Below are 26,427 nucleotides of genomic sequence, written 5' to 3' on the forward strand. Positions count from 1 at the left end.
AGTGTGCGCTTGCCAGGGTCTTGCCATGAGATTTCTCCGCAATGCGCTCTGAAACGTGCTGTCTGGCTGAATGAGCGGCCGAACGGGTCACTTTGACGACCGAAATCCGACGGCTTCCTTCAACCATTTCGTTTCGAACGAGGCAGAGGTTACTTTGTGCCGCCGATTGAATTTGTCTGCCACTCAGCCTTGGTGAGCATGGTCGTGTTCGTCCGCCGGGGCATGGGCGCATGCCACCCAGGATGATTCGCCGACCAGGTAATGCTCCTTTTTCCAGATCGGCAGACGTTGTTTGACCTGGTCGATGATGTAGCGACAGGCGCGAAACGCCTCGTCACGATGCGGCGACACCACGCCGATCCACACCGCCGTATCACCGACCGCAAGGCTGCCTACGCGATGCGCGCAACGGGCATCGGCGATGCCGAAGCGTTGCACGGCTTCGTCGATGATGCGTTCGCCTTCGCTGATCGCCAGCTCGTTATAGGCCTCGTAATCCAGACCGCTGACTTCGCGGCCTTCGTTGGTTTCGCGCACCCATCCCTCGAACACGCAAAAACCGCCGCAACCGGGTTGCTGCAATGCCTTCCGCAGCGCGTTGGTATCGATGGGCTGCGCGGCAATCGTGACGCGGCTCATCCGCCGGCCACCGGCGGAATGAAAACGATCAGATCGCCATCGGCAAACGCCTGCTGCCAGTCACGGAACTGCGCGTTCACGGCGACTTTCAGCTGTGCGATATCGAGCCGGAAGCCGTGCCGCTGGCGTAGCTCGCCATATAAGGCGGCGAGCGAATCGGCATCGCTGGTGATGGTTTCTCGGCCTTGCCCGGCCTGCTCACGCAATTGTGCGTAGTATTCGACGGTAACGGATGTCATGGCAGTGCGGCTCGCAGTGTGGCCAGTTCTTCGGGCGTATTGATGTTGTCCAGCGCATCGGCCGCATAGGGTTGCAGCAATTGCGTGTCGCCCTGGATCAGCGCCTTGCGTGGGCAGCTCCGACCCTCTTCGACGCGTGCAAGAAGCTTGGCGTGGCTAGCCGGTTCCCATAAAGCGCACAGTGGCTCAGGCAGCCCATCGTGACTGCTGACAAAAGCGGTGGCCTCGCGTTTCGGATCGCGCGCCTGTAGCAAATGCTGCAAGGTCGCGGCATCCAGTCGGGGCAGGTCGCAGGCAACGACCAGCCAGGCGACGTCGGGATAAAGCGCCTGCGCGGACAAGATGCCGGCGGCTGGGCCAGCATCTTCATAGGCATCGACGATCTGCGGCAGCTCGCGTCGTAACGGCTCATTGCGCTGATCGTTGCGTACAGAAATAAATACTCGGGGCAGCACCGACGCCAGCAGGCGATAAGTCCACAGCAGTTGTGGTTCCCCGTGGTAGTCGATCAGCGCCTTGTCGTGCTGCATGCGCCGACTGGCACCGCCGCTGAGTACCAGACCGTAGACAGTTGTTGTCGTTGAATCGGTCGATGCATTCATGACCGGTCAGTCCCCGCATTCACATCGCGTTTGCCGCCCGATTTGTGCAGCAGGCGCACGTCGCGGATCACGATGTCGTGCGACATCGCCTTGCACATGTCGTACACCGTCAGTGCGGCGATGCTGGCGCCGGTGAGCGCCTCCATCTCCACGCCGGTGGTGCCATGGCAGGCGACCTCGCAGACGATCACGATCTCGTTGCCCTCGGCGGTGATATCCACATGGCAGCGTTGCAGCATCAGTGGATGGCATAGCGGGATCAATTGTGGCGTGGCTTTGGCGCCCATCACGCCGGCCAGGTTGGCGGTGGTCAGTACCGGACCTTTCGGCGTCATGTGGCCGGCCTCGCGCAGTTGTGCCGCCACGTCAGCAGGCAGCAGCACCCGTGCCTGCGCGCGCGCTACGCGCTGCGTCGCGGCTTTGGCGCCGACGTCGACCATGCGCGGCTGGTTGTCCGATCCCACGTGCGAGAGCATTCAGCCTCCGATGAAATACATTTCAATTTTCTTGTGATGGTGAGCTTGCGGCGTGGCGCGTTCTTCGCTGTAGCGATCCGTGCGCTGTAGCCAGGCGTTACGCATCATGTCGAGCAGTTGCTCGTCCGAGGCGCCGCTGCGCAGCGGCGTCTTCAGATCCATGCCGCGTTCGGCAAACAGGCAGGTATAGAGCGAGCCATCCGAAGAGATGCGTGCGCGGGTGCAGGCGCCGCAAAAAGGTGCCGTGACTGATGAGATGAAACCGATCTCGCCCTGGCCATCACGATAGCGATAACGCTGTGCAACTTCACCTTTGTAGTTGCCTGGCAGTGCCTCCAGGGGCCAGCGCTGCTCGATTTGTTGTAGCAATTCCGCGGACGGCACTACTTCGGCCATCGACCAGTGGTTGAGATTGCCCACATCCATGAATTCGATGAAGCGCACCACGATGCCGCTGCCGCGAAAATAGTCGAGCATGTCGAGCAGGGTGTGATCGTTGACGCCGCGTTGCACAACCGTATTGACCTTCAAATGGGTCAATCCCGCATCACCTGCGGCGCGGATGCCTTTCAGTACGCGCTGCAGTTCGCCGCGTCCGCCGTTCATGATCGAGAACACGGCGGGATCGAGCGAATCCAGGCTTATCGTGACGCGATTCAAGCCCGCTGCCATCAGTGCCGGCGCCTGTTGGCCCAGCAGCACGCCGTTGGTGGTCAGGGCGATGTCGGTAATCGACTCGATAGATCGAAGCTCGCTGATCAGTTCGGCCAGGTTGGGCCGCAACAGCGGTTCACCGCCGGTGATGCGTACCTTGCGCAGGCCGAGCAGGGCTGCCAGCCTGGTCAGGCGCACGATCTCGTCGAAATCGAGCCGTTCGGCGCTCGGCAGAAAAGCGAAATCCTTGCCGTATTTCGCCTCCGGCATGCAGTACGGGCAGCGGAAGTTGCAGCGATCCATTACCGAAATTCGCAGGTCGTGCAGCTGTCGGCCAAGCATGTCCAATGGTGCAACGAGCTTGGCGCGCAGCGTGTCAGGCAGGGAGTCGGCGTTGTTCATTTCTACCAAGGATAGTAGGTGGCGATGAAACCAGCGGGAAAGTGCTGTTGGTCGGCGGGTAACTCGACAAAGCCATCGGTTTGCGTGAGGGCTGAAAAGTCGCCGGAAGTCTGCGGTGGCAACGGCATGGCCGCCGGCATGCCCGAGGCATCCGGCTGCAGCCGGATTGGCACGAAATACGTCAGCGCTGCAGCAAAATCCATCGGCGCAGCCAAACGGACACATTGAGGTGGCGCCATCACATGCCCCATCGCCTCCAGCAGTGCTGGCAGTACGTAGCGTGTGCCGCATACCAGCGCCGACACGGGATTGCCAGGTAACGCAAACACCATCTGCCCCTGCGGCCCGATACCAAACCACATCGGTTTGCCTGGGCGTTGAGCGATCTTGTGAAAGACGCGCTCGACGCCGAGCTCGCGCAGTACGTCGGGCACGAAGTCGCGTTGGCCCATCGATACGCCGCCGGACAGGATCAACACATCGCGCGTGCTCAATTGTTGCTCGATCGATGACTTCAGCACGTCGCGATCGTCAACCACATGCTCAAGCCGGACATCGTACAGACCGCGGCTGGCAAGCAATGCAGCGAGCGCGCGATCGTTTGATCGACGGATCTGCCAAGTCTCTATCGGAGCACCCACATCCACCAGCTCGTCGCCGGTGGCAAGAATGGCTACCCGTGGCTGTCGCGATACGGTCACTGCTTCACAGCCGTTGGTGGCAATCACGGCGATCTCCGGTGCCCTCAGTGTCGCGCCGGCTTCGATGAGCGTTTCGCCGGCACCGCAATCGCTGCCACGGCGGTGGATGAATTGCCCTTGCCGGGGTTGATGATCGATCGAGATCGTGAGCTGCGATCCATCGCGCCGGGTCTGTTCTACCGCAATCACCGTATCGCAGCCTTCGGGCATCACCGCGCCGGTCATGACCTCAATGCATGCATTGTCTTGATTCATCGAGATTGGTGCCATGCCGGCTGCTTGCATGCCTGTCACGGCGAAGCTACGAGTGCCGTGCGCGAAATCGTCGAAGCGGATAGCCATGCCGTCCATCGTTACCCGGTCGAAGGGGGGCTGGTCACGCTCGGCGATGATGGGTTCGCGCAAGATGGCACCGCCAACGCTATCGATCGGCCGTGACTCGGCCGGGAATCTGGCCAGACGTGAGCGAATCAGCGCTTCCGCCTCGCTGACAGAAATCATGGTGGTCATGGAGTGGTCAGGCATCGGCTCATCGTGAACGGGTTCGTCGCGCAACGGGCGCATGGAAACATTCGACGTGTGAAGCCGCCGAGTTACGTCATGATAAGTCGGAAGACGCCGGGCAATGCCGGCGCAGGCGATGGAGCGGAGTCGTAGAAAAGTGCCGATGCTTCACGGAGCGCGCAACGTGCATCGAACGGACCGTGTTGAAGTGCTTACATTCCCCGTGCAGTGCCATCGATGTAGGTGCCATAGCGAGGCGTTTGGTGGCCATTACGCCAAAACACAAGTTGGGCGACCCACAAACAGAGTCAGTTTGACGGAGTGGTTTGAGCTGGCGAATTGGCCGCCGCGGCTTGCTGTGGCGGTGTTGGCAGAATCAGCTCCGGATTGGCCTGCTGTGCTTCGAGTGTCCGAATACGTTCCTTCACCGCATCAAGCTGATTGCTGTTGTTACGCAAATCGTTGGATAGAGCCACGGCCTGCTGTTGGGCCTGTTGCTGCTGTACTGCTACTTGCTGTGCCTGCTGCCGCTGAAGGCTGGCATCCTGCTGCAGGTTCTGCAGTCGCTGTTGATTCATCGCGACCATCCGCTCAGCGTAGATATTGCCGGCTTTGAGGCGCATCGCGTCAATATCCACCTCGGCCAGCTTTTCCGACTGTTGCGAAAAAGCACGATAGATGGATTCGGCATCCGTCTCCGAATCGGTCTGGATGACACGCCAGTACACGTCGCCATGAAACATGGCGACGTAGTAACTGAGCTTTTCCGGCTGAAAGAACAGTGTCGCGCCGTAGGTGCCGTTGAACGTGGTGCGCAGCTGAGTCAGCTGGTGGCTATCCATCAACTGGTGAAGGTAAAACACTGTTCCGCCCGAAGCGTTGTTTTGGGCAGGTGGCGCCTGGACATTTGGTGCCTTGGAAGGGTGCACCTGGGTGGTGCACGCTGAAGCAGCCATAAAAGTCAGTGCAATCAATAACCTCAAGAACCGCCGAACGTTCTCGCTGCCAATCATCGGATTCAACCCCTTGCGTTACTGGCCAAGTGACAACCAGCGACGAAACCAGGTCTGCGGTTGCCAAAGGGCCCAAACGTGCAGCCCCAACACTCGCAGTCTAATGGTGCGGTGCGGCGGGTCAAGTAGCGCTTGCCGGCATACAGCAGAGGCTATTGGCGACGGTCGATTTGTTTTGATGGTTGGTTACTTGCGTAGGTTTATGCTTGCAAATGATTTGCATCTTTATTTTCTGAATTCCAAAAGATTCCAAACAAAAGTGCGCTATTTCGCAAAATTGAAATCAGCGCGCCTATTTTTTGTGATGTAAATCACATCTGTTGACATTTAAATTTGCAAGGAGCGAAATATTGCCGAATTTGCGCATTCTGGCTCTGTGTACCCGGATTCAATCTAACCGAAATCAACCTGATTCGTAGAAAACCTCGTTATGTCGTTTTTGGAAAACGAAATTGATCGAGATTTAATCGGAGTCGATTCCAGTTACATGAATTGGTCGCCAAATGGAGCAGGGCATCATGATTGCAGAAAACGCTCAAGCGTTGCTTCCACAAGATCTCATATCACTGAGTGGAGTCCTCAAAGTCTGCGATATGGAGACCGTGGTTCTCGGCGCCCACCTCCGGCGGGCGACGATTGATTCCGAGATCGTGGGGGAGTCGATATTTTGTAATATCGAAACGGATTTTTCTTTCCGAGGTCGTTTCACGATTCCGGCTGACTGGTGCGTGATCGGTTGTTTGCAACACACAACCAAAGCGAGCGGATGCAACGGCACACCGGTAAGCTCCGGTACGGCGTTCACCATTTTGCCCAACGGAATTAGCGAATTCGTTTTTGGAGCCGGTAGCCACGTCGTTCTTATGCTGGTGCCGTTGCGGCAGATCCAGCTTAAATTTGCACGGCTCGTGCATCCTGATGTGGAAATTCCCGCAAGAATGCTCGCTCTTTTTAGTCTGAGCAGTACCCAGCAGGGAACCACACTTTCCGCGCATTATGAAAAGGTGCATCAGCATCTGATTCATGATCAGCGATCTGTGAGATCCGATCCTGTGATCGAGAAAGAGATCGATATGCTGCTGGAAAATCATCTGCTGGCCGGCCTTAGTGCGCAGGCAGACGATCGGCCACAGTGCTCACGAGGGCGTCGCGCTCACTATCAGATCGTGCAGCGCGCCGAGCAATATATGCGTGGAAACATGCGGCGCGTGATCTATCTCGATGAATTATGCGCCGCTGCAGGAGTAAGCGAGCGCGCCTTGCGCTATGCATTCGACGACCTGTTAGGTCTGTCGCCCAATCGCTACCTGTCCATGCTGCGGCTTTGTACGGCATTCCGGGCGTTGTCTGTCGCCGATGCCAGTCGGCGTTCGGTGAAATCCGTCGCATTGAGCTGTGGACTATGGGACCTTTCCCGCTTCGCTGATCACTACCGACATACGTTCGGCGAGTTGCCACGCGACACGTTGATGCGCGCACCTCCGGGTGAGTTCACGTCATCTCTTGGAGCGCATGAAATGGCCTGTGGCTGAATTTGGAGTCCAGATTTAAAAGTTTGGCCAAATTCTTGTGGCTGGTTTTCATTCGGCTGAAGTGTTCGATGGTGATGTTGTGGTCAGCGAATGCTTTTCTTCTGCCGCCTTGCCGCCCGCATGCCGAATTTGTCTAGTCTCTTGCCGAATCGGCTTATCGACGAGTCGCAATTTGCACTCCGATAGAGCATGAGTGCGTCATATCAAGTTTCGCCGAATGGGAGTCGCATAGGGTGCTCTTCCATTTGCATAGAGGCTATTCCGCCGTCTTGCATCGATAAGTGATCAGGGGCAGCAAATGAATCGTATATATCGGCTGGTTTGGTGCCATTCGCGCAAGATTCTGGTGGTAGCGTCGGAGCTGGCTTCCTCTTGCCACGGCAGCTCATCAAGCGGCGCAGGCAAGATCGATCGACGCACGCCTGGATCGACAAGCAGGTTGTTGCTAGTTGCGCTTATCGGCGCAAGTGGCATGTTGTTCGCATCAGGTGTATCGGCTCAATCGGCTGGCGATGCAAAGCTGGATGACTTGCAGCTGTTGATTACGAAATACGATACCAGCCACGCCAGCGCAGCCCCGACTCAGGTGGTGGCCTCCAGCGGGATTGCAGCCAACAACAGCTCTGTCTCGAACGAAGCTCCGATTGCCACTGCACTGCCAACCGCAATGAAGAAACATGCCGCAGTCGTCCAGTCCAGGATTGCGTCAGCGGCCACTCGTGAAGCCCACACTGCCGCGGCTACCCCCGCATTGGCGGATATTCCGTCGACCGTGGCAAGTCGGACGCCAGTCGTCTTCGCCAAAGCATCAGTTGCATCACAACAGCAGCTACAGTCGGCCGTAGCGACCCCATCAGCGAGCCCGAACAGTGCGCAGGGTTCTGTTTTTCAGGCAGCTGACACGACTGATCGAAAGCTTACGCAGGTTGTAGGCGCTCAACTGGCGCAGCAGTCGAGTACTACAAAAACCCAAGATAGTCCGAGTGACGTGCAGGCTATTGACGTTGCCGCACCGGTCCCGGCTATCAAGCGGCCAGAGCAGCCGGTTGCGTTAACGGTTGCTGCGACGGACAAGGTAAGTTTGGTCGAGGCGATACCTCCCGTTTCCTTGAGTCTTGCAGCGACCGCTGCGTCAACGCCTCCGACAACGGCCACCTCGTCGACACCGGTACCGAAAGCGTCCATCGCAGCGAGTGTAGTTGCGGATGCGGCGTTGAAGAGCAGCTTGTCAGGTCCGATGGCTTCGACGAGTGAGGTCGCCGATCGTCGTCTTAAGCATCGCACTGATGCGAATGATACGGGGCAGACCAAATCCACGGATGCTTTTGACGATACCGATACATCAGAAGTTGCTGCTGCGAACGCATCTCCGACCGGCGTATCTCCCTTGGCATTCTCACCGCTGAGTTCGGTTGCAACGGCCACGTCGCTGTCGTCGTTGGAAGCTCCAGTTTCGCAGGCGGCACCGGTGACTGCGGCCGTGCCAGTGTTTCCAACGCCAAGTAGTTTGCCTACTGGCCTTATCGTTGGTAATGGCGGTCTCGTGGGAGCGGCGAGCCAACTGCTCGGCACCACGACCAATAGTCTTTTCTCCAGCAGCAACGGTTATGTGAGCAACGGTTCCCTGCAAGTCATCAATTCCAATTTCAGCCAGGGCTATTCCGTTGTCAGTGTCCTGGGCATTCCTCTGCTCACGCTTAATCCTGTTGGTACCCTTCTGACATCGACCACTGGCGCGCTGGTAGGCGGCACGGGTGAGAATTCACATCTCACCCTGCTGGGCGGCGTGACTTCCAACAGCTATATCTACAACATCAACAACGGCAACCCCGGTGGAGTGCTCGGTCTCCTCTTGCCGAATACAGCGCCGGCATTTGCTTCAACCTGTCTGAATGCGCTGGTGGTTCAGGTGGCCTGTTACGGCATCAATGCGGCTCAGGATTATCAGGTGTTGGTCGGTGACGGTGCCACCGCGAACGGTTCGAAAGAGGTCGTGATCGGCACCAACGCCAGCCACACTTTGCCGCTGGTGAATGCCGATACGGCATTCCCGGGTAATGGCGTCAACGATGCCACGGATCCCACCGGTGTGCCGACAGCCGATTACGAGGCGCGCCTCGGGCACTCGGTCGTGATTGGCGATTCGGCCTCGGGCACCGCGAATGCACAGACGATTCTCGGTGCGGAGGCGACATCGGATGCAGTCAATAGTGTGGCGCTCGGCTACCAGTCCATAGCCAATCGCGGACCGTTGGCCAATTACACGGCTTATGGGCTTACCGCACTCCAGAATTCGGCTGGTGAAGTTTCGATTGGCTCGCCTGGTCAGGAGCGACAGATCACCAATGTGGCGCCTGGCAGTGCGGCAACTGATGCAGTGAACGTGGCCCAATTGGAAGGTGTTGTCGCTGCTGATACGAGCGATTCGGTGCAATACGACGATACAACGCATACCAAGATTACGCTGGCGGGCGTAACCAGTACGGATGGCGGAGTGACTAACGGAACCACCTTGACCAACCTCCATCAAGGTGCCGTGAGTTCGACAAGCACCGATGCTGTGAATGGGGCGCAGTTGTGGAACTGGACGTTGAATCCCGCCAATCAATACAGCAATACCAGCCTCTACAACGACATCAACAATTCGGCTGGCAGCAAGTATTACGCCGTCGACTCCACGCTGGCCGCATCTCAGGCCACGGGCACCAATGCAATAGCGGCCGGTCCGACCGCTGTGGCGTCCGGTTCGGACGCGCTTGCGGTTGGCGACGGCGCCAATGCCAGCTTTGCGAATAGCATCGCGCTGGGTGCCGGATCGGCAACCGTCGTTGGCGCACTTGTCAACTACACCGCCTACGGTCTCTCGGCGCCCCAGACATCGGCCGGCGAGTTGAACGTGGGCAATCGTCAGATCACCGGTGTTGCGGCGGGCTCCGCTCCGGATGATGCGGTGAACCTGGCGCAGTTGGAGGCCGTATCGACGGCTGGCGGCGGCGGTACGAGCAATCGTGCCGTGCTCTACGATGCCGACGCCTCTGGCAATCCAACCAATACGATTACCCTTACTGGCAATGGAAGTGGCGCGCCTGTCGGTATCACGAACGTCGCTGCAGGCGCCGAAACAGCAGCCAGTACGGATGCCGTGAATGGCTCGCAGCTGTGGAACTGGACTCAGAACGCCAGCAACATGTACAGCAATTACAGCCTGTACAACGACTTCAACAGTCTCACCACGCAGGGCGGCGGCGGAAACAGTAAATACGTCCAGGTAAATTCCACGCTGGGCGGTGCCACAGCGGGCGGCACGAACAGTGTTGCGATCGGCCCAGTGGCTAGCGCCAGTGGAGCCAATAGCGTGGCGGTGGGTAATGGCGCATCAGCCACTGCAGACAATTCCGTGGCGCTGGGCGCGGGGTCTCTTGCCAATAGGGATAATACGGTTTCTGTGGGTACAGCTGGTGGCGAACGACAGATCACCAACGTTGCTGCAGGGACTTCAGATACCGATGCGGCGAATGTGGGGCAGGTGAATACGGGCGTGCAGCAGGCGGAAAACTGGGCGAGCAGCTACACCGATCAGCGTGTTGGCGCGCTCAGCAGTGAGATCCAGCAGGTAGGCAATCGGGCCAACGCAGGCGTTGCAGCAGCCATGGCGATGGCCGGCTTGCCGCAAGCCTATGAGCCTGGAAAGAGCATGGCTGCGGTAGCGGCAGGCACGTTCCGAAGTGAGTCCAGCATTGCCGTCGGTGTCTCAACCATCTCCGAAGGTGGGCGTTGGGTCTACAAGTTGACTGGATCTGTCGATACCCGCGGAGACGGCGGCATGTCGATTGGCGCTGGCATGCAGTGGTAATGCCCGATGCAAGCCCAAGCCAACGCTAACTCTTATCGATAGTTATCTGGGGGGTGCAAGATGCCACGGTTTCAAGCGCACGGATGGAAAGCTCTGGCAGTCGTCTTTGCCGGGTTACTGGCGATTGTCGGCTGCAGCAAGGTGCCCAGGCATGCTGCTGCAGACAGCGGTGCTACGGAAGGGGTGACTTTTCCTGATCCAGCCAAGGCCACCAGGCCTGAAGGTACCTTTGTCAATCTGGCGAACCTCAGAAAAGTTGAGCCCGGCATGACCAAAGACCAGCTTTACGACTTGCTCGGAGCTCCGGACTTCAACGAAGGTGTCTTTGAAGTGAAAAAGTGGACCTATATTTTCGATTTTCGCAATGCGGGAGGAGTGGCTGACTATTCCCGCTGTGAGTACCAGGTTGTTTTTGGCAAAGACCACCACTCGCAAGCCGTTTATTGGAAGCCGGAATCCTGCAAATCCGAACTCGACACGCCAGCGGCTGCACCCGCAGCAGTGGCAAACGTCGCTGCACCTTTGCCACAAGAGCCAATCCGGCTGTCAGGGGATGCTTTGTTTGCGTTCAACCGCGCGGACTTGACCGATGAGGGCCGGCAGAATCTTGGTCAATTCCTGCAGCGCATACAGCAGGCGAGCCAGGTCGAGGATATTTCGATCGTCGGCTACACCGATCGCATCGGCAGCGATAGCTACAATTTGTCGCTCTCCCAGCATCGCGCTGATGCGGTGCAGCGCTATCTCGCCGAGGGCGGCGTCCCTGCAACGGCGATGCACAGCACGGGTAAGGGTAATGCCGACCCGGTAGTGCAATGCTCTGACGCCAATCACGCTGTATTGATCAAATGCCTTTCTCCCAACCGTCGCGTCGAGCTATCGGGCGTCGCGCGCCCCTGATTGTTTTCAGCTCGTTGCGATGAGCCGCCCCTGGGATTACGCCGATTTGGCGTGCGGGTGTCTTCAGTACGGTCTTGTGTAATGGCAGAAAACCACAGTGCGACGGCATATATCGCGGCATTTTCGTGCCAATTATCCTTGGAGGACTTTTGCCAAGGCCAACGACGAATAGCTAAACGGATCGACATCCGTGCTGATCACGTACTGTGAAACCATTTCCCCGCCAGGAAACCTCAGAAGCGACCTTGGCTTTCGCACCCTGTGGGACAATAGCTTTCCATGCTGACTACCCCAATTCTGCTATGACCGTTTCAAAAGACGCCTTCAAAAAATTTCAGGAAGAATTAGCCGCGCTGGATAGCCAATCTGATCCGAAGTCTTCGAAGACACCACCGATGTCCAGACTGGATCATGCCAAGGCAGAATTTCTTACTTTGAAGAGAAGGTATGGGCTCACCGTGGCAGATGTAGTGGCATTCTTTCCTGAAGAGGACGGGATAACGTATCTGCAGCAGCTCATTGCAGCTGCAGAGGAAAAGCGTCTCAAGAAAAGATAGGCGGTATTCGCAACTGCCGTAGACCGTCCAATGGCACATCGCTCGACGAAAAAGAGCAGCTACTACATATTTTATTGGGGCAAAACCCGTAGCTCGGTGCCCTTGTTTGTGGACCAGGCCCCTAAACGGGCGGTTCAAAACAGCCACCCCGAGAGGGGCCGCAAAACGAAAAAGCCCACTCGTTAGAGTGGGCTAAGTCATTGTTCTACATGGTGGCCGGGGACGGAATCGAACCGCCGACACGGGGATTTTCAATCCCCTGCTCTACCAACTGAGCTACCCGGCCGAAGATACACAACCGCGCGGGTTGTTCGTTCCATGTAGAGCCGCGCATTAAACCGAATACGCGGGTTTTCGTCAAGACTCAGTATCAGGAGTGACGTAGCCAGTGGGTTTGGCGAAGTCGCCGCCGAACAGGAATTTCTCCATTTCTTCGGCGAGATACTTACGCGCTTTCGGATCGAGCGGGTTGAGTCGGTATTCGTTGATGAGCATGGTCTGATGGCTCAGCCATTGCTGCCACGCCGGCTTTGAAATCTCCGCATAGATGCGTTGACCCAGGGAACCAGGCCATGGCGCGAAATCCATACCTTCGGCATCGATGTCGAGCTTGCTGCAGTGAATGGTGCGGCTCATGGGTGCTCCTCGGCGGTTACGGCTTTGCAGACAACAGTTATGGAAGATATTTGGTGCAAGGGGTGCGCCAGCCGGTCACTGGACTCAGACTCAGGCCAGGTCATTGATCTTCAGAAGCAGCTCACGCACCGGCGCGGGCAAGCCGAGTGTGACGAGCTCGTCGGCGGTGCACCAACGCTGTTGCGGATTATCGGCGATGCCGTGATGTGCTGTCGCCCCATCAAACAACAATGGCTCGATATCCAATCGATAGTGGCTGAAAACGTGCACGAATGAAGTGAGCGTCTGCGCGTCGTCGATCTGCGCGAGCTTTTGCGCAGTCGACCACGCGGTAGTTGCATCGGCCGCTTCAGGCAGGCTCCACAGGCCAGGCCAAACGCCGAGCGGGCCGCGGCGCTCCAGCAGTACGCGTCGGCGCGCATCGCGCAGAATCAGCATTGCGGTAGTGCGTGTTGGAATGGCTTTGGCCGGTTTGCGGCTGGGCAATTGTGCAGTGAGGTTGTCGCGATAGGCGATGCAGTCGCCCGCTAACGGACAGGCTTCGCATTGAGGGCGCGAACGCACGCAAACCGTGGCGCCCAGATCCATGATCGCCTGCGTGTAGTCGGCCACGCGTGCGGCGGGTGTGTGGGCATCGGCATGCTTCCACAGCTGCTTCTCCACCGTGCTCTGACCAGTGTGGCCGTGGATGCCGTGATAGCGGGTCAGCACGCGTTTCACGTTGCCGTCGAGGATCGGGAAACGCAGCCCGTATGCCTGTGCCAATATCGCGCCAGCGGTCGACCGGCCAATGCCGGGCAGGGCAACGAGCGCGTCGTAATCGCGCGGCATCTCGCCGCTGTATTGCGCGACGCAAATCTGTGCCGCGCGATGCAGAAAACGGGCGCGACGGTAATAGCCCAGGCCTGACCACAAGGCCAGCACGGTGTCTTCATCGGCTTCGGCGAGATCGCGCAGTGTCGGCAACGCGGTGACGAAGCGTTCGAAGTAGCCGACGACTGTACTTACCTGGGTCTGCTGCAGCATCACTTCGGATAACCATACGCGGTAGGCGTCGCGCGGATGCTGCCAGGGCAGGTCCTTGCGGCCGTGCTGGTCGAACCAGCGCAGCAGCCGTTTTGCCACGGATAATGTCATGGTTTTTTGTTGACCGCAGGTTGGGCGGCGGCGGGTTTGGCGACGCCCGCCGTGCTGGCTGCGGCCGGCACGTTGTCGCCGGTATCCAGTGTCAGCCCTTCGATGGTGACGCCAGCAGCCTGGAGCTTGGCCATTTCAAGGTGACCGTTGACGGGGGGCGCATTGAGCGGCAGCGCTTGTTCACCGCCGAGCTGATTCCACCAACTGGCCAACGCCAGCGGCGGCAAGCGCAGGTCGGCGTGGTTGCCCGGTCCATCCAGTTTCAGTGCGAGCAGTAGCGGATTGGTCTGGTCGGCAGGCGTAAGCACCAGCGAAATCGCGTATTGCCCGGCATTGGCCTGGTCGAGCGTGCCGGTCAGGTTGGCCGCTGCATCGGCAGCACCATGCCAGCGCGCGCTGCCGTTCAATGCGAGAACCAGCAAGTTGCCTTGCGAGAGATGCAGGGCGACATCGTCCAGTTGCAGCGAGTTTTCGTGGATGCGCGGCGTGGCCGATAGCCGAAGTTGCAGTGGCACGCCTGTCGCCGTAGTGGCGGATAGGCTCAGCGGAAATGGCTGGCCCGAGATCAGGCTGCCGGCATTGAGCCAGACGTTGCCAAGCAGTAGCTGATCACCGCGTACGATGCTGCCGCGCACGATGTTCACGCCGGTATCGATACGAGGGATATTGGTCGGTGCACTTTGCGGTTGAGCGGGCAAGGCGGTCAGCCACGCTTGCAGCGCTTCGAGGTCGACTCGGGGTGCATCAATCTGCAGTTGCGAGATGACGGTTGGGCCGCCAAGCAATGTTCGCCACGGTAGCTCCAGCTCCCCGTGCGCGGCCAGCAGGATCGGCACGCTGGCATTTTGCGCGTTGATGGTGATGCCGTTGAGATCCAGCGCCGGGCGCGGAAACAGCGTTGGACTGGCAGGGCTGGCGAGGTTCAACTCCAGCCCTGCCGCGCGTGCCTGAGCTTGCAGCATGGCAGTGAAACGATCCGGCTGCAGCAGCAAATAGACGGCTGTGACCACGACGAGTGCAACCGTCAGCGCGAGGCCGCCGAGCGTTAGCAGGATCAGTCGCCACCGGCGCGGCATCGATCAGCCCCGTGATTGCCGGTGGTCAGTCATGGCTGCGCTCATCCTGGCCAAGGCTGGTGGGTAAAAGGCCGTCGACAAACGCCTCGACTTCGAAGGTGCGCAGATCCGTCGCGGTTTCACCGAGTCCGACGAATCGGATAGGAAGGCCGAACTCGCGCGCCAGCGCGAAGATCACGCCGCCCTTGGCCGTGCCGTCAAGTTTGGTGACGACCAGTCCGGTGACGCCCACGATCTGGCGGAATTGCCGCACCTGGTTCACGGCGTTCTGGCCGGTGGTGCCGTCGATCACCATCAGCACCTCGTGCGGTGCATCGACGTCGATTTTTTTCAGCACGCGGGCGATCTTGCCCAGCTCATCCATCAGGCCGCCCTGCGTATGCAGACGGCCGGCGGTGTCGGCGATCAACACATCGGCGCCGCGCGAGCGCGCGGCCTGCAATGCATCGAAGATCACGCTGGCCGAATCGGCATCCTGTCCCTGCGAGATCACCGGCACCTGGTTGCGCTCGCCCCAGGTTTTCAGCTGGTTGACGGCGGCGGCGCGAAAGGTGTCGCCGGCGGCCAGGATCACCGAATGTTTTTCGTCGCTCCAGCGGCGGGCCAATTTGCCGATGGTCGTGGTCTTGCCTGCACCGTTGATGCCGACGGTCAGCACTACAAAGGGTTTGCGACCAGTCACATCCAGTGGCTTCTCGATCGGCTTGAGCATGGCGACCAGCGATTCGCGCAGCGCTTTCAGCAACGCCGGCGCGTCGGCAAATTCGCGCTTGTGCATGCGCTTGCGCAGGTTTTCGACCAACTCGGTACTGGCCTCGATACCGACATCGGCGCTGATAAGCGTGGTCTCGAGTTCGTCGAGCAGATCGTCGTCGAGCTTGGGATGACGCACGAACAGCGAGGTAAGCCCGCGGGAAAACGCATTGCCGGACAGTCGATCGCGCCAGCTGCGTTTGGCAGGTGCCTGATCTTCGGTGATGACGCTGATAGCAGGGTTGTCGGCCTGCTGCTGTCCCACGTTATCTTGATCGCCCGGTTGTGGCTCGATACTCGCTGGAACTTCCGCCAGAACCTCGCGCAGCATTGCCTCGCTGCTTTCCGGTGTGGCGACATCAGCCGACGAGGGAGGGGTAATCGGCTCCGACGTGGTCTCGGTGGGCTTCTTCTTCCAGAACTTGAGCATTGCGGCGGCGATTCAAAGACAATGGCGGGCATGCTATCACCCCAACCTGTACTGCCCGCTGAGGATTCCGTGCCGCGGAGGCGCATGTGAGCGCGGCGCGCGCCGCCGGGCCCGGGCGCATCCGCATCATCGGCGGCAGCCTGCGCAATTCCCGGCTTGACGTACCCGATCTGCCGGGGCTGCGACCGACGCCCGAGCGAGTGCGGGAAACCCTGTTCAACTGGCTGGCGCCGACGATTGAAGGTACGCGCTGTCTCGATCTTTGCGCTGGTACCGGGGCGCTGGGCATTGAGGCGCTGTCGCGCGGCGCGGCCAGCGTGCAATTCGTCGAGCGCGATGCGCGTGCGGTGCAGGCGTTGCGGCAAAACCTCGATAGGCTGAAGGCAACTGCCGGCCAGGTGGCCGCCACCGACGCGCAGCAGTTCCTCGGCGGCTCGCCGCAGCCGGCAGATCTGGTGTTTCTCGATCCGCCGTTTGCCCTGGATCTCTGGAGCGGGCTGGCACAGCAGCTGGAGCAGGGCGGCTGGCTGACCGCGCGGGCCATCATCTATGTCGAGTCGCCGCGTGCCATGGTTCCCCCGTTGCCGCCGAACTGGCAGTTGCACCGAGAAGGTCATGCCGGTGAGGTGCGCTTTGCGCTCTATTGCCGGTTGGTGCTTCGAATCCATGCGCCTACGCATGGCCTGGCTCGGTGATCCACCACCGCGCGGCTTCCGTTAAGCTACGCGGACTTTTCATCGACCTTCCCCGTCTCATAGAACTCCGTCTCGTGAACAAACCTTTGGGCAATCCGCGCTTTGCCGTTTATCCCGGCACGTTCGATCCGATCACCAACGGTCACGCCGACCTGGTGGCGCGTGCCGCACCATTGTTCGACCGTGTGCTGGTGGCGGTGGCCGACAGCTCCAGCAAGGGGCCTGGCTTCAGCATTGACGAGCGCATCACTCTGGCGCGGCTGGCGCTGGCCGATCTGCCCAATGTTGAAGTGCGTGGCTTCGACTGCCTGCTGGCGACCTTTGTCGAGGAAGTGGGGGCTGGCGTGATTATCCGCGGCCTGCGCGCGGTGTCGGATTTCGAATACGAATTTCAGCTGGCGAGCATGAATCGCCATCTGATCCCGCAGGCGGAGACGCTGTTTCTGACGCCGGCGGAGCAATACAGTTTTATCTCCTCGTCGCTGGTACGCGAGATCGGCCGCCTCGGTGGCGACATCTCCGGTTTCGTCCATCCGGCGGTACAACAGGCCATGCGGCAGCGCTGGCAAAAGAGCCGAGCTGGCTCCCACAAGCAACCCGAAATAGAAGGTGATCACCATGCGTAAGTTCGCTCTCATCGCTGCCCTCGCGCTGGCCGCTACCCTGTCCCTGAGCGCCTGCAACAAACAGCAGGACGACCAGCAGGCCGGCCCGGCGCAGGCACAGCAGGTGCCCAAGCCCACCAACCCGAACGACGCCAAGGGGTGGAATGACTACCTTGGCGACCTCGTGCAGAAAAACCTGCAGGGCATGACCGCCAGCCAGCCGTTCGCTTATCTGGTTGATGCAGGTGATACCGACGAGGCAAAAGCCAACAATCAGCGGCAGCTGTCGAACGTGCAGGACTCGGTGGCTCGCGGCGTGCTGCCGGGTAACCTGATGGCCTTTGCCGGCGCCAATTCCGGCAAGACGGCCGACTTGCTCGTCGCCGCATTCAAGGATGCCAAGCCGGGTTCGTTCAAGGACGTGATCGTGTTGTTCATCGGCGACAAGGCCGACGAGCAGCGCGTGACCGACGTGATCAAGCCAACGGGTGCGACGTTCCACTTCGTGGCGATGTAAGACCTCGCGAATAGCTGTGGCCGCGTCTCGCGGCCACAGCTCGCGGGCTTCCCTGTTTACGGATAGGGATGAACAAAGGGCTGCTCCCGGCCGTATCGCCGCAGTGACGAAACTCTGCGTGTCAGCTCGACCATTACCCCGGGAATCACGCGCCCAGCATGTATTATTGAATGCATGTCTCTCAAAATCCTCGATACCTGCGTCAACTGTGACGTCTGCGAACCGGCTTGCCCGAACAAGGCAATTTCGCTGGGTGAGGAGTTCTATGTGATCGATCCGGACCTGTGCACCGAATGCATCGGTCATCACGACGAGCCGCAGTGTGTGGTGGTCTGTCCGGTCGAATGCATCATCACTGATCCCGAAAACGTCGAGTCGCACGAGCAGCTCGATCTCAAATACCAGCACCTGATGGCCAAGGAGTCTGTTGCATGAAGGTATCCCTGCGCTGGCGCGCATTGTCGTGCAGCCTGTTATTAGTGACGAGTGTCGCCTGTGCCGCCGATGGTTCACCAAAAGATTCGCCTTCAACGTCGATCAAGTCTGTAGCCCCCCAGCAACGCCCGGGTCATGCGGCGATCGCCAGCGCCAATTTTCTCGCCACCAATGCCGGCCTCGAAGTGTTGGCCAAGGGCGGCAATGCGTTTGACGCAGCGATCGCGGTAGCGTCGACGCTGTCGGTGGTGGAGCCGGAAAGCTCCGGCATCGGCGGTGGTTTCATGGGCGTGCTGCATCGGGCCAAGGACGACCACGACACGTTTATCGACGCTCGCGAAACGGCACCGATGGCGGTCAACAGCAAGGATTACCTCAATCCTGACGGCAGCCCGAACCGCGATGCGGCATTGAAAGGTCCGCTGTCGGCCGGCATTCCCGGCGAACCGGCAGGCCTGGTGCTGATCGCCAAACGTTACGGCAAGCTGCCGCTGCAGCAGTCGCTGGCGCCGGCGATCCGCATTGCCCGTGATGGCTTTCAGCCGGACCCGCGTCTGCTGGGTGCAATCAATGAGCAGCAGAAAGATCTGCAGCGCTGGCCCGCCTCGGCTGCCAAATATCTGCCCAATGGTGCGCCGCCGGTGCAGGGCGCCATCTGGCGCGATGCCGATCAGGCACACACGCTCGAACTGCTCGCTGCGAAGGGCGATGAAGGTTTTTATCACGGTGAGACGGCGGCCAAGTTGATTGCCGCGGTGCACGCGGCAGGCGGCAACTGGACGCTGGCTGACCTGGCCAATTACCGCGCGAAGGAGCGCACGCCGATCACGGTCAACTATCGCGGATACCGCATTGTGACCGCGCCACCGCCGTCGTCCGGTGGTGTGGCGATTGCCGAGATTCTCAATATTTTGTCTGGTGTCGATCTGGACAAGCTCGATCAGGCGCATCGCGTGCATTACGTCGTCGAAGCGATGCGTCGTGCGTTTCGCGATCACAACGATTACCTGGGCGATCCGGATTTCGTCACCATGCCGCTGGACATGCTGCTGTCGCCGTTCTACGCCGATGGTTTGCGTCAGAGCATTCTGCCGGATCGGGCCACGCCATCGTCGATGTTGCCGGCCGCCGAAGCCAGCGAGCCAGGCATGCACACCACGCATTTTTCGATCATCGATGCAGACGGCAATATGGTCGGTATCACCTCGACGGTGAATTACGTGCTGGCCTCCACCTTCGTCGCTGCCGGTACCGGCGTGCTGCTCAACGACGAGATGGACGACTTCGCCCTGGTGCCGAACAAGCCCAACGTCTATGGCTTGCTGGGCAGCGTGGCTAACGCGCCAAAAGGTGGCAAGCGCCCACTCTCGTCGATGTCGCCGAGCATCGTGATCGGTGCCGATCGCACCGCTGTTATAGGCTCGCCGGGCGGTTCGACCATCATCACCCAGGTGCTTGAAGGCATCCTCCATTTCATCGATGGTGAGAGTGCGAAGCAGATCGTCGCGGACAAGCGCTATCACCATCAGTACATGCCCGACGAAGTCGACGTGGAGACCGGCACGTTTGACCAGTCCACCAGCGACGCGTTGACCCAGATGGGTTATGCGTTGAAGCAGCGGGAGTCGTGGGGTTTCATGAACGTGGTTACCTGGGACCGCAAGGCCAACCAGCTCGATGCGGCCAGCGATCCGCGCCATCCATCCGGTCTCGGCAAGGTGCAGTGATCGAGTGACCGCGAAAGCTTCTATCCGTCATGCATTGCCGCGATTTGCGGCCGGATTCGCTTGATGAGCCCATTCAGCGGTGCGTCGATGCGTTGCGTGGTGCTGCACATCGTCGGCGTCCTGCTGATGTTCGCCGGAGTGGTGCTGGTGGCGCTCACCGCGCACAGCCTGATGAATTACCGCCTGGCTGCCGATCGGCACGGTGGCGAAATAATGGATCTGGGTAGCGATGCCAGCCTGCAGATTGGCCAGTATGGCCACATGGCAAGAGTTGTCGGCACGCCGGGCGTAGTCGAGCCACCGAGCGATCCGGAGTTCGGTCAGAAGGTCAATACGCCGGTGCTTGTGCGACACGTGGAAATGTTCCAGTGGCGCGAGCTTCACTTTGGCAACGCGGTCAGTTACGAGCTCGCCTGGATGGATCGACTGCTCGATGCCAGTCGCTTTGACCAGCCGGTGGGTCACGCCAATCCCGCCAGTTTCCCTATCAGCGGCAAGAATTTCGACGCGACACTGGTGCAGATCGGCGGTTTCAGGCTCTCGCCTGAACTGGTGCGCGCACTTCCCGGTTCCGCGACCGTTGAACCGGATATGAAATCGCTGCCAGCCAATCTCGCGGCAAGCTTCAGTCCCTATCAGCAGTACCTGACAACCAGCGCTCAACCGGACAGCCCAAGAGTGGGTGATGTGCGCGTGAGCTGGGACGAAATTCCGTTGCGGGAGATGACGGTTTTTGCGCGCATCGACGGCGATCGGTTGGTGCCGGCCACCGACGTCGCCGACGGCAAGGGCTACGATATCGAGGTCGGCGAAGTGCCTCTGCTCGATATGCTCCCCGACATGCCGATGCCACCGGACTATCTGGTGTTTCGGCGGATAGCTGCCGTTTTGCTGGCTGCGTTGGGTGCCTTTGTATTGCTGGTGGCGCGCAATCGCCGCCGTGATCCGCTGCTGGCCCTGGGTCTGGGCGCTCTGGTGGTTGGCGTGGTGTCCACCGTGCTTTGGCTCGGTAACGATACGTGGACCATGACCGCCTGGTTGCTGGTTACCGTGCTTGGCATGGCCTTGGCTGTCTGGCGGTTGCGCTGGCACAAGCGTCGGGCGACCGACAGGCTTTGAACACGACAATCATTTGGACGTCTGTTTATTTCGCTTTGAACAGGTTCTCGTGTTCGATGAACCATAGTCCGGCGAACAGTTTCGGGTCGATGGAATAGCCCTCTGCCGCACGCGCAAACAACCATGCGCCAGCCTCATTGCGCGGCACCGCATGCACGATGATGTTTTCCGTTTCATCGCCGCCGCCAGCGCTGACCTTTTCCAGATCGTATGCGCGTACAAAGGCGATCATCTCGGTGCTCATCCCCGACGACGATGGTCCGCGGTGAATGAACTCCAGGCGCTGGCAGCGATAGCCGGTTTCTTCTTCCAGTTCGCGCTGAGCGGCAAGTAACACGCCCTCGTCGGCCTGCGCGGCGATGTCGCCGACCAAACCAGCGGGCATCTCGATGGTGTGCTGCTGAATCGGTACGCGATATTGCTCGACGAACAACAGTTCGTCCTCGGGAGTCACTGCCAGAATGATCACCGCGCCGGCGGGATTGGTGCGCTCGACATATTCCCAGCGGCCGCGCTTGCACAGGCTCAGCCAGCGGCCTTGATAGAGCATTTCGACTGATGCATGAGCGTCGGCAGGTAGCGGATGAGTGTTGGGCTTCATCGGAGGTCTGATCTGGGGCCTCGGCATGTTGCCGTGTCCGGGCCTGCACGACAACCGTGCGGGCGATCAGGCGCTGTGCTCCTGCGCGACCACGGGCACCGGTTTCAACCGTACCGCGAACGCGACGCCGGCGATCAGCAGTGCGATACCGAGTAGTGTCAATGGTGCAGGCATCTGACCGCGTAGCGCGAATGCATAGCCCAATGCCGACAAGGTCTCGAACACGATCAGCTGGCCGGCCACGCTAGTCGGAAGGCGTTGGCTGGCCTCGTTCCAGCACAATGTGCCCAGCCAAGAAGCGAACAAGCCGATGGTCACCATCAGCCCGATGAATAGCCCGGGCCGCGGGCCGAATGGCAACGCTAGCGGGTGGCTGGTGGTGCGAGTGACCAGCCATAGCAGGACATAGCCGGCCAGTGCCAGCGGCAGCACGGCGACGCCCTGCGCCGTGCTCCAAACGCGCGGATGCCGATCGGGATGCGCGCGCAGCCAATCGGCATTGCGCAGCGGATACCAGGTCCAGCAGGTAACTGCTGCAATGGCCAGCACAACGCCGAGCGCATAGTTGCTGCCATCGATGGGCGTCTGTTGCTGCAGGTTGAGCAGTTCAACCCGATTGACGCAACCGATGCCGGCGGCGATCAGCAGCAGCGAAGGCAACAGCTGGCGCCAGCGCAGGCTGCCGTCGCGCTGCGTGTTGCGGCGATTCGCGCAGATCGCGATCACTACCGGCAAAGTGCCGATGATCATCGTCGGTAGCGGCGCCCCGACGCGCTGGATCGCGCTGGCCAGGCACAGGTAGTACAACAAGTTGCCGACCAAGGCGAGCTTGAGCGCCTTCAGCCAATCGCCACGGCTGAGTCGACGCAGACCGGCGCGGTCGAACCAGGCCAGCATCAGCGCAATCAGGCCGAACGCAAAATAGCGCCCGACCGATAGCAGGGCGGCGGGGTAATCAGGCAGCAACAAAGGGGCGATAAAGACCAGACCCCACATCAAGCCCGCAGCCAGGGCGTAGAGGATTCCGAGCGGCATGGTTCGGAGTATGGGTGAAAACCGCCCATTCGGCCCAGCGTCTGCTCAGCGCAGCAGGCTGCGCAGTCGGCTGCGGGTGAAGGCGCCGAAGTTCAGCTCGTCGCAAAGATTATCGAGACGGTTCTGTGCATCGGGCCGACGCAGCAGCGTATCGGCGGCGCTGGCTCCAGGCGCGTCCAGCGCAATGCGTGTCAGGCGTCGATAGAGCCGCGCCTTTTCGCCGTGTTCGCGCAGCTTCAACGCGCAAGCGGCTGCGCCGCGAAAGCGCAGGTAACCCACCTCATCGATGCGGTCGAGCAAGCTGTCCAGGCTGCCGAAATGCGTGAGCAGCGCGGCTGCTGTTTTCGCCCCCACGCCGGGTACGCCGGGAATATTGTCCACTGCGTCGCCGCATAGCGCGAGGTAGTCGGCCACCTGATGGGGGTGAACGCCGAGCCGCTCATGCACGCCGGCCGGTCCCCAGCGCAGGCTGCGTGCGTAATCCCATTGCTCGTCGTGTTCACCCAACAGCTGACCGAAGTCCTTGTCGGCGGACACGATCACGCTGCGCCAGCCCAGGGCGCGCAGATTCCACACGGTGCTGCCGATCAGGTCGTCGGCCTCGAAGCTGTGGTCGATCATCAGGTGGATGCCGAGCGCTTCGGTGATGGCGCGGCACTGCACGAACTGCCGTTCGAGATCCGGCGGCGGCAATTCGCGGTTGGCCTTGTAAGCGGGATAGATCGCGTTGCGAAACGAGCTGGTCAGCGATGCATCGAACGCGACCGCGATATGTTCGGGTTGTGCACGTTCCAGCAGTTCGCACAGAAAGCGGGTGTAGCCATGCACCGCGTTGATCGGATGGCCGGCCACATCGAAAAATTCGTTCGGCATCGAATGCCAGGCGCGAAATACATACAGGCTGCCGTCGACCAGGTGCGCCGTGCGTGTGGACTTTGTTGCCGGACTTACGGCTTCCATGTGCTGAGCAGGCCTTTCAGTGCCGGGCGATCGCGATCGGGTACGTCGATCTGCGGCGTGCCCATGTGGATAAAGGCGATCACATGTTCGTTTTCCTTCAACTTGAGCAGCGCCGCCACGTCGGGATCGTACGCGGCCCAGCCGGTCAGCCACTGTGCACCGATGCCAAGCGCGTACGCGCCGATCAGGATGTTCTGTGCGACGCAACCAGCGGTCATCTGCTGTTCGATCGCCGGTACCTTGCTGTGCTTGTCGATGCATGCCACCAGCACCAGCACCAGCGGCGCGAACGTGTAGCGCCGACGCTCCTTGTCCAGCCTGGCGTCGGACATATCCGCATCCTTGCGTATGGCAATGTCAGCGACCTGTTCGCCGAAGCGCTGCTTCGACTTGCCTTTCAGCTTGATCAGACGAAACGGCACCAGTTTGCCGTGGTCCGGTACACGAACGGCTGCTTTCAGCAATGCATGCAAAGTCGCCTTGTCTGGCGCTGGCTCACCGAGTTGGCTTGAGGGAACGGAGTGGCGCTGCAGAAGCAGCGAGAGCGGATCGGACATGATGCAACTCGGTGATACAAAGAAGCTCATGCTAACTGGCGAAACGTTCTCTGGCGACTTTCGGCCACGTCAGGCCAATAGCCGGTTTGGCAGTTGTGTTGTGGGTAGCATTTGGCTTGTCGTTGTGTTTTTTCGCTACATGTCTTTTTTTCTTAAAGAAAACGCCACAGAGTTCTCCTATGGTGGTCAGTGCAGGGGGACAACATGCACAAAGGAAGGTAGTCATGAAGCTTCGTTACATGTCATTCGCGCTGCTTGGCGCGACATTGATGATTGGCACGGCAGCGCATGCCCAGGACAACTACAGCAGCGGCATATTCAAGCAGGCAAAGGCGCAGTCGTTTCCATGCAACAACTCGCAGTTTCTGCAGGACCAGCAGGAATTCGAAAACGGCGAAATCAGCGCCGATCAGTTTGAGGACGTTTGTGGCATGGTGACGGCCGTGTTGCCTGCCAAGAAAACCCGTAGCGGCAATCACGGCTATTTCTACGTGCAGGTTGCCTCGGGCGTTACCATCGAAATCGTTTCCGATCTCGATCAGATGAATGCCCCGAAGTGGCCATGGGTTGCGGTAGGCGATACCACCTATGTGCAGGGTCGTTACTACTACGATAACGACGACAGCCAGGGTATCGACTGGACCCACCATGGAACCAGCAGCTCGTGGCCGCATGCCGGCTACGTTGTGGTTAACGGCACCGAGTATCAGTAAATCCTGATCGTTCGGTCCTGATCGAAGAAACGGCGCTACATGCGCCGTTTTTTATTGAAGGACTGTTCGAATTTTAGGGGTTGACCGTAATCACCCCATCAATATCCCATCATCAATGCGGCAGGGAGCGAAGCAGCGTATCGAGGCCGCCCCAGGCGATCTGAACACCGATGCAGAGCAGGATGAAAGAGATGAGGCGTTGTACGCCGTTGAACGCATGCTCGGGAATCTTGCGCGCCAGTACGGGAGCATAGCCATAGCTGAGGAAAACCAGCACAGCCAATAGCGCAGACGCCACAAAAATGGAGACGTGCGCCAAAAGAATGTCCGCCCAGCTGTGACCGGATGCGTTTGCACTGAGCGTCAGCACGACCACGATCGTGCCGGGACCAACAGTCAGGGGAAATGTCAGTGGATAGAAGACTTTATCTATCGCTGCGTTACTGTCGCGCTCGATGGCTGCGGCAGCAGGGGTCGCGGCATCCGGAGCATTGAGCATTCTCCAACCCATGGCTGCGAGCGTAATGCCGCCACCTACCTGCAGGATCGGCAGGGAAATGCCGAAAAATTTCAGTATCCAGGCGCCAAGCAGCTCGACCACCGCGATAAAGATCAACATGTTGATCGCGATACGCAAAGCCAGTTGGCGATATACCGCTGGCGGTTCCACGCCAACGATGCCCAGAAAGATCAGCGCCGACCCTACCGGATTGACGATCGGTAGCAGCGCGGCGAAGGCCAGCGGGATGAAATGCAGCGCGTAGTCGAACATGGTCCGGTGTTCTCAAAAGTTTGCTGAGTATTGGCGCCCTGATCCTGCAACTGTGATCGCTGACGATTTCGATTTTCGCCTACGCCATGTCCACGACAGGACCGGAACGATCAGCCTGACTCCGACAACTTGAACGCGCCAGGCAGCAGTGCTGCCACCGTCGTTTGATGCCTGTCATCGCGCAGGTTCGCCAGCAGCACCGGCATGGCGTCGTCGCACAGTTCGGCCATCACCTGACGGCAGGAGCCACAGGGGCTGATCGGGCCGGAGCAGTCGCCAACGACGGCGATGGCGGCGAAGTCGCCGGGCTTGCAGCCGGCGGCAATCGCGCTGAACAGTGCGGTGCGTTCGGCACAGTTGCACAGGCCGTAAGCGGCGTTCTCCACGTTGCAGCCGCTGAACTGGCGGCCGTCGTTGGTCAGCAAGGCGGCACCGACGAGAAAGTGGGAGTAGGGCGCGTAGGCAAGCTCGCGCGCAGCGTGTGCCGCTGCCAACAGTGAATCGAATGAATTCGGTGCAGACATCGCGATCTCCGGTGACCCCGAACGATCCATACCATCAATGCCGGCGGGCCAGCTTACTCTGCC

28 protein-coding genes and 1 tRNA gene are annotated in these 26,427 nt (G+C 59.7%); 11 read left to right on the forward strand and 18 right to left on the reverse strand.

Annotated elements, in window-relative coordinates:
- Positions 1–183: 183 nt before the first annotated feature.
- The 7 genes from HDE79_RS05570 to HDE79_RS05600 form a co-directional block, all read right to left on the reverse strand.
- Complete coding sequence (locus tag HDE79_RS05570; RefSeq protein ID WP_184600873.1) at positions 184–639, reverse strand: molybdenum cofactor biosynthesis protein MoaE; 456 nt, start codon at positions 637–639, stop codon at positions 184–186.
- A complete protein-coding gene (locus HDE79_RS05575; protein ID WP_184600874.1) occupies positions 636–878 on the reverse strand; it encodes a MoaD/ThiS family protein in 243 nt (80 codons plus the stop codon). The genes HDE79_RS05570 and HDE79_RS05575 overlap by 4 nt, the downstream gene beginning before the upstream one ends.
- Positions 875–1,480 (reverse strand): NTP transferase domain-containing protein, encoded by a 606-nt coding sequence (locus HDE79_RS05580; RefSeq protein WP_184600875.1) that lies wholly within the window; start codon positions 1,478–1,480, stop codon positions 875–877. Before HDE79_RS05580 ends, HDE79_RS05575 begins: the two co-directional genes overlap by 4 nt.
- Positions 1,477–1,956, reverse strand: coding sequence for a cyclic pyranopterin monophosphate synthase MoaC (gene moaC, locus HDE79_RS05585; RefSeq protein WP_184600876.1), 480 nt, complete (start codon positions 1,954–1,956; stop codon positions 1,477–1,479). Before moaC ends, HDE79_RS05580 begins: the two co-directional genes overlap by 4 nt.
- Positions 1,957–2,952 carry a GTP 3',8-cyclase MoaA gene (gene moaA, locus HDE79_RS05590; protein WP_255488311.1) on the reverse strand — a complete coding sequence of 332 codons (996 nt, stop codon included), beginning with the start codon at positions 2,950–2,952 and terminating at the stop codon, positions 1,957–1,959. It lies immediately after the preceding gene.
- Positions 2,953–3,014: 62 nt separating this feature from the next.
- Positions 3,015–4,238: a molybdopterin molybdotransferase MoeA gene (locus HDE79_RS05595; protein ID WP_255488252.1), complete on the reverse strand. Its 1,224-nt coding sequence runs from the start codon at positions 4,236–4,238 to the stop codon at positions 3,015–3,017.
- 287 nt (positions 4,239–4,525) lie between these two features.
- On the reverse strand, positions 4,526–5,173 hold the full coding sequence (locus HDE79_RS05600; RefSeq protein ID WP_184600878.1) for a DUF2968 domain-containing protein: 648 nt from the start codon (positions 5,171–5,173) through the stop codon (positions 4,526–4,528).
- Positions 5,174–5,748: 575 nt separating this feature from the next.
- Between HDE79_RS05600 and HDE79_RS05605 the strand changes: the two genes are divergently transcribed.
- The 4 genes from HDE79_RS05605 to HDE79_RS05620 all read left to right on the forward strand — a co-directional run bounded on the left by HDE79_RS05605 (position 5,749) and on the right by HDE79_RS05620 (position 12,072).
- Positions 5,749–6,762 carry an AraC family transcriptional regulator gene (locus tag HDE79_RS05605; RefSeq protein WP_255488253.1) on the forward strand — a complete coding sequence of 338 codons (1,014 nt, stop codon included), beginning with the start codon at positions 5,749–5,751 and terminating at the stop codon, positions 6,760–6,762.
- Between the two features lie 1,387 nt (positions 6,763–8,149).
- Positions 8,150–10,615 carry a YadA family autotransporter adhesin gene (locus HDE79_RS05610; RefSeq protein WP_255488254.1) on the forward strand — a complete coding sequence of 822 codons (2,466 nt, stop codon included), beginning with the start codon at positions 8,150–8,152 and terminating at the stop codon, positions 10,613–10,615.
- A gap of 60 nt (positions 10,616–10,675) precedes the next feature.
- Positions 10,676–11,515 (forward strand): OmpA family protein, encoded by an 840-nt coding sequence (locus tag HDE79_RS05615; RefSeq protein ID WP_184600881.1) that lies wholly within the window; start codon positions 10,676–10,678, stop codon positions 11,513–11,515.
- Positions 11,516–11,721: 206 nt separating this feature from the next.
- On the forward strand, positions 11,722–12,072 hold the full coding sequence (locus HDE79_RS05620) for a 2-hydroxyacyl-CoA dehydratase (protein ID WP_255488255.1): 351 nt from the start codon (positions 11,722–11,724) through the stop codon (positions 12,070–12,072).
- Between the two features lie 210 nt (positions 12,073–12,282).
- On the opposite strand, the gene HDE79_RS05625 is transcribed toward HDE79_RS05620, so the two are convergent.
- The 5 genes from HDE79_RS05625 to ftsY form a co-directional block, all read right to left on the reverse strand.
- Positions 12,283–12,358, reverse strand: a tRNA-Phe gene (locus tag HDE79_RS05625).
- Between the two features lie 71 nt (positions 12,359–12,429).
- On the reverse strand, positions 12,430–12,708 hold the full coding sequence (locus tag HDE79_RS05630; protein WP_184600882.1) for an oxidative damage protection protein: 279 nt from the start codon (positions 12,706–12,708) through the stop codon (positions 12,430–12,432).
- 90 nt (positions 12,709–12,798) lie between these two features.
- Positions 12,799–13,845 (reverse strand): A/G-specific adenine glycosylase, encoded by a 1,047-nt coding sequence (gene mutY, locus HDE79_RS05635; protein WP_184600883.1) that lies wholly within the window; start codon positions 13,843–13,845, stop codon positions 12,799–12,801.
- A complete protein-coding gene (locus HDE79_RS05640; protein ID WP_184600884.1) occupies positions 13,842–14,921 on the reverse strand; it encodes an AsmA family protein in 1,080 nt (359 codons plus the stop codon). The genes mutY and HDE79_RS05640 overlap by 4 nt, the downstream gene beginning before the upstream one ends.
- 25 nt (positions 14,922–14,946) lie before the next feature.
- Entirely contained in the window at positions 14,947–16,104 is a 1,158-nt protein-coding gene (gene ftsY, locus HDE79_RS05645) for a signal recognition particle-docking protein FtsY (protein WP_184600885.1), read from the reverse strand.
- An 86-nt stretch (positions 16,105–16,190) separates the two neighbouring features.
- Here ftsY and rsmD point away from each other — a divergent pair, with 86 nt between their 5' ends.
- The 6 genes from rsmD to HDE79_RS05675 all read left to right on the forward strand — a co-directional run bounded on the left by rsmD (position 16,191) and on the right by HDE79_RS05675 (position 21,202).
- Positions 16,191–16,799 (forward strand): 16S rRNA (guanine(966)-N(2))-methyltransferase RsmD, encoded by a 609-nt coding sequence (rsmD, locus tag HDE79_RS05650; RefSeq protein WP_184600886.1) that lies wholly within the window; start codon positions 16,191–16,193, stop codon positions 16,797–16,799.
- 86 nt (positions 16,800–16,885) lie between these two features.
- Positions 16,886–17,425, forward strand: a complete 540-nt coding sequence (gene coaD / locus HDE79_RS05655) for a pantetheine-phosphate adenylyltransferase (protein ID WP_184601139.1) — start codon at positions 16,886–16,888, stop codon at positions 17,423–17,425.
- On the forward strand, positions 17,418–17,921 hold the full coding sequence (locus HDE79_RS05660) for a hypothetical protein (RefSeq protein WP_184600887.1): 504 nt from the start codon (positions 17,418–17,420) through the stop codon (positions 17,919–17,921). The genes coaD and HDE79_RS05660 overlap by 8 nt, the downstream gene beginning before the upstream one ends.
- Before the next feature lie 174 nt (positions 17,922–18,095).
- The gene (locus HDE79_RS05665; protein WP_184600888.1) at positions 18,096–18,356 is read left to right on the forward strand and encodes a YfhL family 4Fe-4S dicluster ferredoxin; all 261 of its coding nucleotides are present in this window, start codon (positions 18,096–18,098) and stop codon (positions 18,354–18,356) included.
- A complete protein-coding gene (gene ggt / locus HDE79_RS05670) occupies positions 18,353–20,083 on the forward strand; it encodes a gamma-glutamyltransferase (protein WP_184600889.1) in 1,731 nt (576 codons plus the stop codon). Before HDE79_RS05665 ends, ggt begins: the two co-directional genes overlap by 4 nt.
- Positions 20,084–20,146: 63 nt before the next feature.
- Complete coding sequence (locus tag HDE79_RS05675; protein WP_184600890.1) at positions 20,147–21,202, forward strand: TMEM43 family protein; 1,056 nt, start codon at positions 20,147–20,149, stop codon at positions 21,200–21,202.
- Between the two features lie 25 nt (positions 21,203–21,227).
- Here HDE79_RS05675 and HDE79_RS05680 read toward each other — a convergent pair whose 3' ends face one another.
- The 4 genes from HDE79_RS05680 to HDE79_RS05695 form a co-directional block, all read right to left on the reverse strand.
- Positions 21,228–21,803 (reverse strand): NUDIX hydrolase, encoded by a 576-nt coding sequence (locus HDE79_RS05680; protein ID WP_184600891.1) that lies wholly within the window; start codon positions 21,801–21,803, stop codon positions 21,228–21,230.
- A 66-nt stretch (positions 21,804–21,869) separates the two neighbouring features.
- Entirely contained in the window at positions 21,870–22,838 is a 969-nt protein-coding gene (locus HDE79_RS05685; RefSeq protein WP_184600892.1) for a DMT family transporter, read from the reverse strand.
- A 45-nt stretch (positions 22,839–22,883) separates the two neighbouring features.
- The gene (locus HDE79_RS05690; RefSeq protein ID WP_184600893.1) at positions 22,884–23,798 is read right to left on the reverse strand and encodes a 5'-3' exonuclease H3TH domain-containing protein; all 915 of its coding nucleotides are present in this window, start codon (positions 23,796–23,798) and stop codon (positions 22,884–22,886) included.
- Positions 23,786–24,355 carry a nitroreductase gene (locus HDE79_RS05695; protein ID WP_184600894.1) on the reverse strand — a complete coding sequence of 190 codons (570 nt, stop codon included), beginning with the start codon at positions 24,353–24,355 and terminating at the stop codon, positions 23,786–23,788. Before HDE79_RS05695 ends, HDE79_RS05690 begins: the two co-directional genes overlap by 13 nt.
- Positions 24,356–24,579: 224 nt before the next feature.
- Here HDE79_RS05695 and HDE79_RS05700 point away from each other — a divergent pair, with 224 nt between their 5' ends.
- Positions 24,580–25,068, forward strand: coding sequence for a hypothetical protein (locus HDE79_RS05700; RefSeq protein WP_221440013.1), 489 nt, complete (start codon positions 24,580–24,582; stop codon positions 25,066–25,068).
- 112 nt (positions 25,069–25,180) lie between these two features.
- Here the strand turns inward: HDE79_RS05700 and HDE79_RS05705 are convergent, their stop codons facing one another.
- A complete protein-coding gene (locus HDE79_RS05705) occupies positions 25,181–25,840 on the reverse strand; it encodes a MarC family protein (RefSeq protein WP_184600895.1) in 660 nt (219 codons plus the stop codon).
- A gap of 110 nt (positions 25,841–25,950) precedes the next feature.
- Entirely contained in the window at positions 25,951–26,364 is a 414-nt protein-coding gene (gene cdd / locus HDE79_RS05710) for a cytidine deaminase (RefSeq protein ID WP_184600896.1), read from the reverse strand.
- Between the last annotated feature and the right edge of the window lie 63 nt (positions 26,365–26,427).

It is taken from the genome of Rhodanobacter sp. MP1X3 (assembly GCF_014207165.1).
GTDB lineage: Bacteria > Pseudomonadota > Gammaproteobacteria > Xanthomonadales > Rhodanobacteraceae > Rhodanobacter.